This is a genomic window from Pelotomaculum sp. FP (assembly GCF_004369245.1).
Lineage (GTDB): Bacteria > Bacillota > Desulfotomaculia > Desulfotomaculales > Pelotomaculaceae > Pelotomaculum_C > Pelotomaculum_C schinkii.
In genome coordinates, this window is the sequence record NZ_QFGB01000088.1 from 1 (window position 1) to 12,407 (window position 12,407).

Annotated in this window: 12 protein-coding genes; 9 read left to right on the plus strand and 3 right to left on the minus strand. The window is 45.1% G+C overall.

Annotated elements, in window-relative coordinates:
- The first annotated feature begins 121 nt into the window (after positions 1 to 121).
- From yqeC to Psfp_RS20005, 5 genes are all read left to right on the plus strand, one after another.
- Positions 122 to 868 carry a selenium cofactor biosynthesis protein YqeC gene (gene yqeC / locus Psfp_RS19985; protein WP_134220272.1) on the plus strand — a complete coding sequence of 249 codons (747 nt, stop codon included), beginning with the start codon at positions 122 to 124 and terminating at the stop codon, positions 866 to 868.
- A 32-nt stretch (positions 869 to 900) separates the two neighbouring features.
- Positions 901 to 1,521 carry a molybdenum cofactor cytidylyltransferase gene (gene mocA / locus Psfp_RS19990; RefSeq protein WP_134220273.1) on the plus strand — a complete coding sequence of 207 codons (621 nt, stop codon included), beginning with the start codon at positions 901 to 903 and terminating at the stop codon, positions 1,519 to 1,521.
- Entirely contained in the window at positions 1,518 to 2,849 is a 1,332-nt protein-coding gene (locus Psfp_RS19995; RefSeq protein ID WP_134220274.1) for an acetyl-CoA hydrolase/transferase C-terminal domain-containing protein, read from the plus strand. Before mocA ends, Psfp_RS19995 begins: the two co-directional genes overlap by 4 nt.
- Before the next feature lie 511 nt (positions 2,850 to 3,360).
- Complete coding sequence (locus Psfp_RS20000) at positions 3,361 to 5,034, plus strand: AMP-binding protein (RefSeq protein ID WP_134220275.1); 1,674 nt, start codon at positions 3,361 to 3,363, stop codon at positions 5,032 to 5,034.
- 379 nt (positions 5,035 to 5,413) lie between these two features.
- Positions 5,414 to 7,093, plus strand: a complete 1,680-nt coding sequence (locus Psfp_RS20005) for an AMP-binding protein (RefSeq protein WP_134220276.1) — start codon at positions 5,414 to 5,416, stop codon at positions 7,091 to 7,093.
- A gap of 145 nt (positions 7,094 to 7,238) precedes the next feature.
- On the opposite strand, the gene Psfp_RS20010 is transcribed toward Psfp_RS20005, so the two are convergent.
- Positions 7,239 to 7,670 carry a thioesterase family protein gene (locus Psfp_RS20010; protein WP_190258794.1) on the minus strand — a complete coding sequence of 144 codons (432 nt, stop codon included), beginning with the start codon at positions 7,668 to 7,670 and terminating at the stop codon, positions 7,239 to 7,241.
- Positions 7,671 to 8,164: 494 nt separating this feature from the next.
- On the opposite strand from Psfp_RS20010, the gene Psfp_RS20015 reads away from it, so the two are divergent.
- From Psfp_RS20015 to Psfp_RS20025, 3 genes are read left to right on the plus strand one after another with little or no spacing between them, the layout of a single operon-like run.
- Complete coding sequence (locus Psfp_RS20015; protein ID WP_134220278.1) at positions 8,165 to 8,434, plus strand: FeoA family protein; 270 nt, start codon at positions 8,165 to 8,167, stop codon at positions 8,432 to 8,434.
- Positions 8,435 to 8,437: 3 nt separating this feature from the next.
- On the plus strand, positions 8,438 to 9,226 hold the full coding sequence (locus tag Psfp_RS20020; RefSeq protein WP_134220279.1) for a FeoB small GTPase domain-containing protein: 789 nt from the start codon (positions 8,438 to 8,440) through the stop codon (positions 9,224 to 9,226).
- Entirely contained in the window at positions 9,223 to 10,614 is a 1,392-nt protein-coding gene (locus tag Psfp_RS20025; RefSeq protein ID WP_134220280.1) for a nucleoside recognition domain-containing protein, read from the plus strand. The genes Psfp_RS20020 and Psfp_RS20025 overlap by 4 nt, the downstream gene beginning before the upstream one ends.
- Here Psfp_RS20025 and Psfp_RS21915 read toward each other — a convergent pair.
- On the minus strand, positions 10,597 to 10,758 hold the full coding sequence (locus tag Psfp_RS21915; RefSeq protein ID WP_192895557.1) for a hypothetical protein: 162 nt from the start codon (positions 10,756 to 10,758) through the stop codon (positions 10,597 to 10,599). The genes Psfp_RS20025 and Psfp_RS21915 overlap by 18 nt on opposite strands.
- A 164-nt stretch (positions 10,759 to 10,922) precedes the next feature.
- On the opposite strand from Psfp_RS21915, the gene Psfp_RS20030 reads away from it, so the two are divergent.
- The gene (locus Psfp_RS20030) at positions 10,923 to 11,291 is read left to right on the plus strand and encodes a YmaF family protein (RefSeq protein ID WP_134220282.1); all 369 of its coding nucleotides are present in this window, start codon (positions 10,923 to 10,925) and stop codon (positions 11,289 to 11,291) included.
- A gap of 460 nt (positions 11,292 to 11,751) precedes the next feature.
- Here Psfp_RS20030 and Psfp_RS20035 read toward each other — a convergent pair.
- A partial coding sequence (locus Psfp_RS20035; protein ID WP_134220281.1) for a DUF4070 domain-containing protein occupies positions 11,752 to 12,407 on the minus strand: 656 nt, incomplete at its 5' end.

Sequence of the window (12,407 nt, forward strand, 5' to 3'; positions counted from 1 at the left end):
GAATATGACACCATCTCCGATAAAGCGCTGGCTGTTGGCGGAGGGGTTTTGGAGGCGGTATATCATTTCCTTAACAGCAACCAGTGAACACATTGAATTACGCAAAGGAACATGATTTGTAATGAAGATCAGCAAGGCCTTGGGCTTGAAAGAAAAAGGAGTAATATCCCTGGTTGGTGGTGGCGGAAAAACCTCCTTAATGTATCGTCTGGCTGAAGAAATACCCTTACAATACAAGGTTGTCGTAACAACTACAACAAAAATATTTTTGCCCCCGCCCGATAAATTTCCGTTGGTCCTGTTGGAAAAAGACGAGCCGCCGGAAAAAGAGCTGTACGAGTTCCTTTTGAAAGGCTTGAGGCCGGTAGTAGGTTCCGGCCTGCTGGAAAATAACAAGATGAACGGAATATCCCGCGAGCAAGTAAACTTGCTGCAAAATTACGCAGACTTTACTTTAATTGAGTCCGATGGCTCCAAAGGCCGTTCCCTGAAAGGACATTTAGATTTTGAACCGGTTATTGCCGGGGCAACAACAGTGCTTTTGGTTGTGATAGGCGCAGACATTTTTGGCAAAACCCTGGACAGCAAATATGTACACCGCCCTGAATTAGTCTCAAGACTGACCGGTCGTAAGATGGGATCCATAATTGACGCTGAGATGATCGCTGAATTAATTACTCATCCGGAAGGAATTTTGCGCGATAGTCCTTCAAATGCGATGGTTGTGCCGTTTATCAACAAAGTAGATCGCATGGAAAATCAAGGGGAGGGGCGCAGGTTGGGCAGGTTGCTACTGGGTGAAAAAATCAGTAAGGTAATACTGGGGTCGGCAATTGGGATAAACCCTGTGTTGGCTATCATGGAATAGCATCCAATATTAAAAAGAGTGGTACTGATATTATGATTTCAGCAGTTATTTTAGCTGCAGGAATGTCTTCGAGAATGGGGTTTCCTAAACAATTGCTCGAATTGGGAAACAGGCCCTTGATTCGAATTGTAACAGAAAATGTATTAGCCTCGGCAGTTGATGAGGTAACGGTTGTGACAGGTTGCCGGGAAGATGAAGTAAGCGCCGCAATCAAGGACCTGCCGGTAAAAATTATTGTTAACCCACACTTCAGGCAGGGTCAAGGTTCTTCCCTGTCCTTGGGGGTTAAGGCAATCAACGTAAATACTACTGCATTTTTAGTTTTCATGTGTGACCAGCCACTTATTTCCCCTTCTATAATCAACACAGTTATCAGGGAGTTCAAAGAGAGACGCAGCATGGCGCTTCGTCCGCTCTACCAGGGTATGCCGGGCCATCCGGTGATTTTTAGCTATTCATTGACTTCTGAGTTAGAATCACTACAAGGGGATGAAGGCGCACGTGAAGTGCTGAAGAAACTTGGGAATAAGGTGGACTATCTTACGGTACAAGATGAAGCAGTAATTCTTGATGTGGATACCCCGGAAAGTTATGAGAAGTTGAAGCTAATGGTGTTTTCCTCAAAAAAGCAGATTGGGAGTGGCATTCTTTGAATTACACAGAGGAATATAAGCGAAAGCTGGTTACACCGGAAGAGGCAGTTAAGGTAGTCAAATCAGGGGACTGGGTTGATTACGGTTCATTTACAGGCTCAGTTGTTGTACTGGACAAAGCTTTGGCGACCCGAAGAGATGAACTGTGGGATGTGAAGATCCGCAGCTGTACCCGTTTTACTGGGATCCCGGAAGCGGCAATAGTTGATCCCACCAGGGAGCATTTTATATATAATGGCTGGCAGCTCAGCGGTTACGAGCGTAAACTGAGCGATCAGGGGCTCTGTTCGTATATTCCCATTGTCTATTATGAAGTGCCCGAGTATTACCGGAATTATATTGACGTTGACGTTGCATTTATTCCAGTAACCCCTATGGATAAGCACGGCTTCTTTAACTTTGGCCCCCAGGTCTCTCACACCATGGCCATATGCGAAAAAGCCAAAAAGATCGTCCTCGAAGTAAACCCCAACATACCGCGTTGCTTTGGACAGGAGGAAGCTATTCATATCTCGAAAGTGGACTATATCGTGGAAGCCGATTATCCAATAGCTGAGATACCTGCTGCCAAGCCCAATGACATTGATAAAAAGGTTGCGTCAATAATTATGGAGCAACTGGAGGATGGTTGTTGCCTGCAACTGGGTATTGGGGGTATGCCCAATGCTGTCGGAGAAATGATCGCGAATTCAGATTTAAAGGATCTGGGCATTCACACCGAGATGTTTGTGGACTCAATGGTGGATATGGTAGAAAAAGGACGGGTGACGGGAGCAAGGAAAAACATAGACAGGTATAAGATGGTTGCGACATTTGCGGGTGGCACTAAAAAGACTTACGATTTTATTGACGAGAACCCAATGTGCGCTTTTTTACCCGTAAACTATACCAACAACCCCAATGTAATCGGTCAGTTGGATAATTTTGTGTCAATCAACAATTGTATTGATGTGGACCTCTTCGGTCAGATAAATTCGGAGTCTTCCGGTATCCGGCAGATCAGTGGTACGGGTGGTTCTATTTGTTTCGCCCTGGGCGCTTTCCAGTCAAGAGGTGGAAAGGGCTTTATATGCATGACTTCAACCTTCAGTAAAGGCGATAAAATATTCTCACGGATCCGGCCCACACTCGAACCCGGTTCAGCCGTGACCATTCATCGCGGTATGGCGCCTAGCATAGTAACTGAGTATGGGATTGCTAATTTAAAAGGCAAAGCTTTATGGCAAAGAGCGGAAGCTCTGATATCTATCGCTCATCCTGATTTCCGCGAAGAACTGATTAAAAGGGCCCAAGAAATGGGCATCTGGCGTAAAAGCAACAAGCGATAGGCAGGAAAGTAAAAGCAACCTGAATATTCTTAATATTAAGTGCGGAGGAAATAAAATCAGATTGTTTCTATCTAAAACTTAGATAAATTTCAATAAAATAGCAAAATCATTTTTTCACAAATTATTTTATAAAAAAATGTTTATTTCTTCTACTTATCACTATATAATATAACAAAGTAAGCTGGTTTTTGATGTGATACTATATATCATACTACTATAACTTATACTATTACACAGTAAACCAAGGATTTTATCCGTTGAACTACTATATGGCATAATAAATCTATTTATTTTTCAAATAATCTACTATATAATATAATATATCTAGTGATAAATTTAACATGCGACTATAGACTATAATAGGGTGGGTAAAAATGTTTATTATGCCATGGGACATCGAGGCCATTCTAAAAGATATTAAGGATGATAGACCTTCCCATACCTATGCTAAATAATTTTTATTTATAGCATAGGTATTGGAAGGTCTTTAATATCCGGGGGAGGGGCTAATATGGGAGAGCCTGATAAAATCACTATTGGTGGACTGGTTGACCGTACAGCGGCAAACTATCCCGACAACGACGCTCTTGTTTACCCAGACCGTGGCTTGAGGTATTCCTACAAAGAGTTTAGGGATACCTGTAACCAATTTGCTAAAGGACTGTCTGGGTTGGGGGTGAAAAGAGGCGACCATATTGCGATTTGGGGGACTAACGTACCCGAATGGGCTATCAGCCAGTTTGGAACCCCCAGGATTGGAGCGGTACTTGTAACAGTCAATACAAGCTACAAGTCTTTTGAGTTGGAGTATTTACTGAAACAGTCGGATGCGACAACTTTGATTATGATCGAAGGAACAAAAAGCTCTGATTTCAAAAGCATCTTATATGAAATCTGCCCCGAATTACAGCACTGTAACCCCGGAGAGTTGGTTTCTGAGAGACTTCCTCTTTTGAAAAATGTAATAATGATAGGAAACAATAAACATCCCGGCATGTTTACCTGGGATGAAGTTGTCAAAATGGGTGAAGCTGTTTCAGATGAAGAACTTGCTGCAAGCATGGCCGCGACTGACCCGGATGATGTAGCCATTATGATTTACACTTCCGGCACCACCGGGTTTCCCAAAGGCGTCATGTTGACTCACCACAACATTATTACAAACGCCATCGCCCATGTGGAATGTTTGAACCTGAGTTCGGTTGACAGGATGTGTATCGCGGTGCCTTTCGCACACTGTTTCGGCTGTGTGGGGAGCAACATATCCTGTATTGTAGCCGGTGCGGCAATGGTTGTGGTTGAAACGTTTGACCCTGTGCAAGTACTGAAAGCAGTTGAACAAGAGCGCTGCACCGTGCTAAACGGGGTCCCCACCATGTTCATTATGGAACTGGAATTGCTGGATAAGGAAAATTTCGATGTGTCTTCCCTTCGCACCGGTATTGTGGCCGGGGCTGCATGTAACATTGAAGTTATGAAAAGAATAGTGAAAGATATGAATATGAATGAGGTCATCGTCGCTTACGGGCAGACTGAAGCCTCACCCTGTATCACCAGCACCAGGATAAACGATCCTCTTGAATTGAGGGTTTCTACAGTAGGACGGGCTCTGCCTGGCGTGGAGGTAAAGATTTTTGACCCCGAAACAAAAAATGAGGTCCCCCCTGGCACTCAGGGCGAAATCTGTGTACGTGGCTACAATGTTATGAAGGGTTATTACAAAATGCCTGAAGCAACCGCTTCCGCCATTGACGGGGAAGGTTGGCTGCACACCGGCGACCTGGGTATTATGGATGAAAACGGCTACTGCAAGATCACCTGCCGTATCAAAGAAATCATTATCCGAGGCGGGGAAAATATTTATCCAAGAGAGATAGAAAAGTTTCTTTCTACTCACCCATTGGTGCGGGATGTTCAGGTTATAGGTGTCCCAAGCAGCAAATACGGTGAGGAAGTGATGGCCTTTATTCAGCTGAAGGAAGGCGCAACTCTTACGCAGGAAGAGGTCCGGGACTTCTGTAAAGGCAAAATCGCCCGCAATAAAATACCGAAATATATAGCCTTTGTTGATAGATACCCTGTTACCTCCAGCGGTAAAGTTCAAAAATTTAAACTGCAAGAGATGGCTATAGAAATGTTGGGCATAAAGGAAACTCCAAGACCAGTAACGACTTGTGTTTCTTAACATAGCCATTCTGCTCTGATGCGTACATTAAAATGTAGGTGCGAATTCATTCGCACAAATGCAACATTGGCCGCCACAAGTTCGGCGCTAGCGCGCCGTGTGCGATTGAAATCACACCTACATATTTTCATGATGCATGGCGCAGCGATAGCGGTGCGTGGAACTACTATGAAATAAATTAATATATGATATATTATTGCTACTCATGATGATAGTGCATATTTTGGCATGTAATACCATGTAATATAATAACTCATTGGTTATTTAACACTATTATGCAAGTAGCAGAGTTTTTAAGCTTACTACTATAGCCTATATTAAATGTACATATTTGTTATTTATATGGGAACAGAAAATTATTATTTTGGGAGGGGCGTTTGTGAGAGATTTGGGTAAAATCACAATAGGTGAACTGGTTGATCGTACATCGATTAACTATCCTGACAACGATGCTCTTGTCTACCCCGACCGCGGTTTGAGGTATTCTTACAAAGAGTTTCGCGAAGTCTGCAACCAATTTGCCAAGAGCCTGTTGAAGCTGGGAATAAAAAGAGGTGATAATATTGCCATTTGGGCTGCCAATGTGCCCGAGTGGGTGATTACCCAGTTTGGCAGCGCAAGGGTTGGGGCAGTGATGGCTACAGTAAGCACCAGCTATAAATTATTGGAACTGGAGTATCAGCTGAAGCAGTCAGATGCAACAACCTTGATTATGATGGAAGGCACCAAAAGCTCTGATTTTAGAAGCTTAATTAATGAGCTTTGCCCGGAATTAAAAGAGTGTAAACCGGGAGAACTGGTATCAAAAAGACTGCCCCTATTAAAAAATGTGGTTATGATAGGAAGCAATAAATATCCTGGCATGTTCACCTGGGATGAATTTATCAAAGTGGGTGAAAATGTTTCAGACGAAGCGCTGGCGGCCAGGAGCGCAGAACTGGATCCGGACGATCCAGTCGTTATGATCTACACTTCCGGTACCACCGGATTTCCCAAAGGGGTAATGCTGACCCACCACAACGTTATTGCGAACGCATACGCACAAGCGATATGTATGAACCTGGGCCCGTCTGACCGGATGTGTATAGCGGTGCCTTTCTTCCACGTCTTTGGAACCACGGCCAGTACCGGGTGTTGTGTCGTTGCAGGAGCAGCGATGGTGCCTGTTGAATTATTTAGCCCGGCACAAGTGCTTAAAACCGTTGAAAAAGAGCGCTGTACGGTGCTGCACGGGGTGCCGACCATGTTTATTCTGGAATTGGAGCAAATGGAAAAGGAAAATTATGATGTGTCTTCCCTGCGGACCGGTATTGTGGCTGGCGCTGCATGTCCCGCTGATGTCATGAAAAAAATAATTGAAGTACTGAATATGAAAGAGGTCTTAGTTGCTTACGGGCAGTCTGAATCATCACCTTGTATTACCATCACCAGGGCAGACGATCCCCTGGAGCTAAAATGTTCCACGGTGGGAAAAGCGTTACCCGGTGTTGAAGTGAAAATCGTTGATCCCGAAACAGGAAAAGAAGTGCCGAAGGGAGCGCAGGGCGAAATCTGTGCCCGTGGCTATAACATTATGAAGGGCTACTACAAGATGCCTGAAGCCACAGCAAATACCATTGATGCGGAAGGCTGGCTGCATACCGGGGATCTGGGTACTATGGATGAAAACGGGTATTGCAAGATTACCTGCCGGTTAAAAGAAATGATTATCCGCGGCGGCGAAAATATATATCCAAAAGAAGTGGAGGAATTCCTGCGAATTCACCCTTTGATTAAGGATGTTCAAATCATTGGTGTTCCAAGTGAAAAATACGGCGAGGAAGTGATGGCTTTTATTCGTGTGAAGGATGGGCATGTCCTTACCCCTGAATCTGTCCAGAACTTCTGTAAAGGCCAAATCGCCGGTTGGAAAATTCCAAGATATGTTGCTTTTGTTGAAGACTATCCTTATACTTCCAATGGAAAGGTTCAAAAATTTAAACTGCGCGAGATGGCTATAGAGATGCTGGATCCTAGAGAAGTGGTTAAGCCGGGGAGTATATGTAAGGTCTTAGTATGATTTATTACTTTGAAGGAACAAAATCCTCAACCTATAAGGTTGAGGATTTTGTTGGTTTTGAGACTATTTCCCCTTTTCGTCATTTTTCAAGGCTGTCCTGAACCGATGTCTTTATGCATGCTCTAGTTCAAATATACCTAATTTGTTAATTCCCACTATGTTCATAATTTTCTATGGTTTGGCGAAGGAAGTCAGGGATAGGCTGTGTCGCTTTTTTCTTTGGATTGTAGCTTACGTATAGTATCTCTGCTGTAAGTAATGCATCATCTTCTCCATCTCTAGTAATGGCAAATTCCATAACCATGCTTGTATTACCCATTTTTACTGTTCTGCACCAAATATTTAGCCAATCATACATTGTTGCTGATTTATGGTAATTCAGAGTAACCTTTTTAATTACATAATCAAATATTTCATCCTTTTCAAGCTCAGCTAAATCAAGTTGAAGACCTTCGCGAAAATACTCACCTACAGCAATGTCGAGGTAAGTAAGATAGTTTGAGTTAAATACGATCCTTTGGGCATCTACCTCAGAATAACGGACTCTCAATCTGGTTTTAAAACGATAACCTTCCACTATAATCCACCTGCCTATGCTAGTAATATTACAAATATTATACATTACTTTTCATTTGACTGCAATAATGGAGCGTTTGGCAACTTTATTCAGGTATTATCCTTGATAATTCCAATAAATGTTAACAGCAGCAATAATTAAATATGTAATACATATTATAATCCAAGAAAAGCACTTAATTTTATTCAATTAAATTAAGATAATATATTTCCAGTGTCTTCCTCTAAGGAACATAAAAATTCCAAATTACAGGGTGTAACAAAAGGAAAATACTGGGCGTAAGATCTATTATCGGGCAGCCAACGTTATTGTTGCTCTAAGAAACTTTCTTACTGAACAATAAAAAACTTGCCCTGATAAAACACCGGGAAACGGTCACAAGATTTCAAATATTGACATATGTTAGGTATTAACTGACACAATTTTTGACTAATTGTTAGCCGGAGTTAAATTAGTTAAACGGAATTAATAATCGTAAGGGAGGACCTGTACATATGGAGCATAAGCAGGGTGATTATCCGGCAGACATAATCATCAGTCTGCACGACTTGCCTGTCGGAAAATCGGCTACAGTAAGCTCAATCCAGGCCGCAGGTTTTACCAGGCGGAGAATGCTGGACCTGGGCCTTGTCCCCGGAACCAGGGTGAAAGCCCTGCGGATCAGCCCTGCCGGAGATCCTAAGGCTTACCGGATACGCGGCGCCGTCATTGCCTTCCGGAAAGAAGAGGCGCAGCAAATCCTGATCAAGTATAAAGGGGAGTAGAATGTGGGTTTGACAAACCAGTCCACTGGAAGTGGCGCTATAAAAGAACGTTTTGGCAGGGGCCAAAATAACAGAGCGGATTATGTGGTTGCCCTGGCCGGCAACCCGAACACCGGGAAGAGTACCGTTTTCAACGCCCTGACGGGGTTAAACCAGCACACCGGCAACTGGCCTGGAAAAACAGTGCTCCTGGCTGAGGGCCGCTACATTCACCAGGGTCTCATTTATAAACTGATTGATTTACCCGGCACCTACTCGCTGATGGCAAATTCAGTGGAAGAACAGGTGGCCAGGGACTACCTCTGCTTTGGCAGGCCGGATGCCACGGTGGTTGTTTTGGATGCCACCTGTCTGGAAAGAAACTTGAACCTGGCTCTGCAAGTGATGGAAATAACCACCAGATTAATCGTCTGCGTCAATCTGGTTGACGAAGCCCGGCGTAAAAAAATACAGATTGACTATCGTGCTCTAGCTGCCAGGTTGGGAGTGCCTGTGGTTCCTACCGCAGCCCGGAACGGATTGGGTCTTGAGCATCTGATTAAAACCGTTTCGGGTGTCGTCACCGGCCGCATCGAAACGAAGCCTTATGTTGTACGATACAGCAAAGAGATTGAAAATGCCGTTTGCAGATTGGAACCAAAGATAAAACAACTGGTCGGGGAAACCTTCAATGCCCGCTGGCTGGCGCTTCGTTTACTAGATCGAGACGAGACGGTAATTGACGCCGTCGAAAATTGGCTGGCACGGAAGGACGGTTTGAGAACCGGGATAAAAGAGGTGGTTTTGGCATGAGCCGGGCGGCCATTTGTTCAGGTTTAGATGAACTCTTGGAAGAAGCGGGCAAGATAAATCCTGAGGGTTCACTAAATTTAAACGACTCTATTGTCAGCGCCATCTACGGCAAGGCAGAGGAAATTGCCGAAGGGGTTGTGACCTCCCGAGGAAAGCCGCCGGTGGACTGGGACAAAAAACTGGATGACATTTTCACCTCAAGAGTATTCGGCTTTCCCTCTATGCTTTTACTGCTGGCTGTTGTTTTCTGGATCACTGTGGCCGGCGCGAATGTCCCTTCGGAAATGCTGGCAACCGGCCTTTTCTGGATACAGGGGCAGTTGACGGAGCTTTTGATTTGGCTGGATGCCCCGGCCTGGGTCAACGGCTTCTTTGTAGAAGGAATCTACCGTTGTCTGGCCTGGGTCGTGTCGGTGATGCTGCCTCCAATGGCAATCTTTTTTCCGTGTTTTACGTTGCTGGAAGACATGGGTTACCTGCCCAGGATTGCTTTTAATCTTGACAATTTCTTTAAGAAGGCGGGCGCCCACGGCAAGCAGTCCCTGACCATGAGCACGGGCTTCGGCTGTAACGCCGCCGGTGTGATTGCCTGCCGGATCATCGAGTCACCACGGGAGCGCCTGATTGCCATGCTGACGAACAATTTTGTGCCCTGCAACGGCCGTTTTCCCACCCTGATTGCCCTGGCCGGCCTGCTGGTGATGGGAACAACCACATTTTTAGGGTCCGCGCTCATTGTGGTAGGTATTGTGGTGTTCGGTATCGTAACGACGTTGGCGGTGTCCTGGCTTCTGTCCAAAACACTGCTAAAAGGCGTTCCATCCTCATTTACTCTGGAGCTGCCGCCTTACCGCAAGCCCCAAGTAGGACGGATTATTACCCGTTCAATCTTTGACCGCACCCTATTCGTACTTCGCCGCGCAGTGTTTGTCGCGATGCCGGCCGGGGCTGTCGTCTGGCTGTCTGCCGACATTCATATTGGGGGGGTCAGCATCCTGACCTGTTGCGCCAACTGGTTGAATCCCTTCGGGCAACTGCTGGGAATGGACGGATATATTCTCATGGCCTTTGTGTTGGGGTTGCCGGCCAATGAAATTGTGGTACCCATTCTGCTCATGAGCTACATGGCGACAGGATCCATGCTGGAGCTGGACAGCCTGGAAACGCTGCGCCAATTGTTTGCGAGTCACGGCTGGACCTGGCTTACGGCTGTCTGTATGATGTTGTTTTCTCTGCTGCACTACCCGTGCGGCACCACCCTCTGGACTATTTCGAAAGAATCCGGCAGTCTTAAGTGGACCGTCCTGGCGGCGCTCATTCCTTTGATTATTGCTATCACTGTCTGCTTTGCGGTCGCCCGGTTGGCAAGCTTATTGGGATGGGTCTAAGGAGCCCGCCTGGCCAAGCCCGCCTCTGATCTGCAACATCACATCCCTCGGAGAGGTCCTCCCGTATTCATCGATTATTCCGTCGATGTTGATTAAGTCTCCGTTACAGCTGCCACGCCTGTGGCAAACTAAGTATGCAGACATACAAAAGGCCTCGCTCTCCAGAGAGGACTTTTTGTGTTTTTATAATAATAATGGATATTATGGAACATTACGGATAAATATTCAATACTATAAATCATATAAGTATCGAGAGGAGATTTGCTATGGAAACTGTTATCAATCCATTTACCCAAAAAACTTTACAGATGCAATCAACAGTTGGCAACCAAACAACATCAGGAAACAACCAGCCTGAGGGTGCACAGACACACGTACACGAATTTCAAGGTAGCACAAAGCTCGCGGAAGAGTATGATGAAAGGCATAACCACCGCTTTGCAGGGGTTACTAGTGAAGAAATACCATTTGATGATAGTCATATACATGGAATTTTTACAAATACAGATTTCTTTGACCACCTTCACGAAGTAGCTGTATTAACTGGCCTTCCTATCGATGTTGGCGGTGGTAAACATGTGCACTTTGTCCAAGGGAAAACGACCATAGACGACGGTCATTTTCATGATTTTGTTTTTGCTACATTAATTGAGAGCCCCCTTTTGCCTCTAACGTAATATCATTTAATGCCGTTGATTAGATTTGTGTACGCAATGAAAAAACAGCAAACAGAACCCCCTCAATAGGGCTTAATTTATTATGGTGAAATATTAGCCATCCCTCGCTCTCAGGAGCGGGGCTTTTTTGTTTTGACTATCTGCAACATATAATATAGATTGTACTCCATCTTATCATATTTTTCGCCTGACAATACCTTGTGCCATATCATTGTTTAATAACAAAAAATATCTTTTAAATTTAACATAAAACATTACTGAATACCTCCTCAAAGTAGCTTAATTGACCCACTTTGGGAAAACGCCATTCTAAAAAAGGCCACAGTCATCTATTTGGGTATTACCATATTCTTCATTGCACGGATAATATTGAGATTAGGCACATGGTATATATAGAACATAGGAAGTACATGAGCACTGTCCCCCTGTGCGTCTGATAGCGGGTGGGGTGGCATGACGCTTAGACCTCTCCCTCCAGACGCACCATCTGCCTGAACATCTTCCGATAGTGGAAGCCTTTGATGGAAAAACTCACCGCTTCCGGAAGGAAGCGCGGGTAACGGAGGGTGGTTTTGATCAGGAGCTTCCAGTAGTGGCGCCGACCTTTCTCCAGTATGCCCAGGTAGAACATCGCCTGCAGTAGTGCCTTGATGTAGACCAGTTGGAAACGTTCGGCACGTTTCCGCTTAATCGGCTTGAACTCCTTGAAAAACTTGTATACCCGCTCGTAGAAGGCAGCCGGGTCGTAGATAGCGGTGATGATGCTCTGGTAGCCCTCCAGCAGCTTCTGGGGGGTCATTTTTGGGATGAAGTTCAAAGAAGAGAAGTCAGTGTTGTTACCTGTAAAATTGGACAGCAGCCGATTCTCCTGCTTCAGGCGCTCAAATAGCCGCGTCCCGCTGGGAGCGCTCAATAGCCCCACCATGGCGTTGATGATGCCGCTCTGCTTGATGAAGTTGATCTGCCGCTCGAAAATGGATGGGGTGTCACTGTCAAATCCGACGATGAAGCCGGCGCTGACCTCCATCCCGTTGTTCTGGATAGTCTTCACTGAGGCAATCAGGTTGCGGTTGATGTTGTTAAACTTGTTGCACTCCTTGAGGCTCTCCTCGCTGG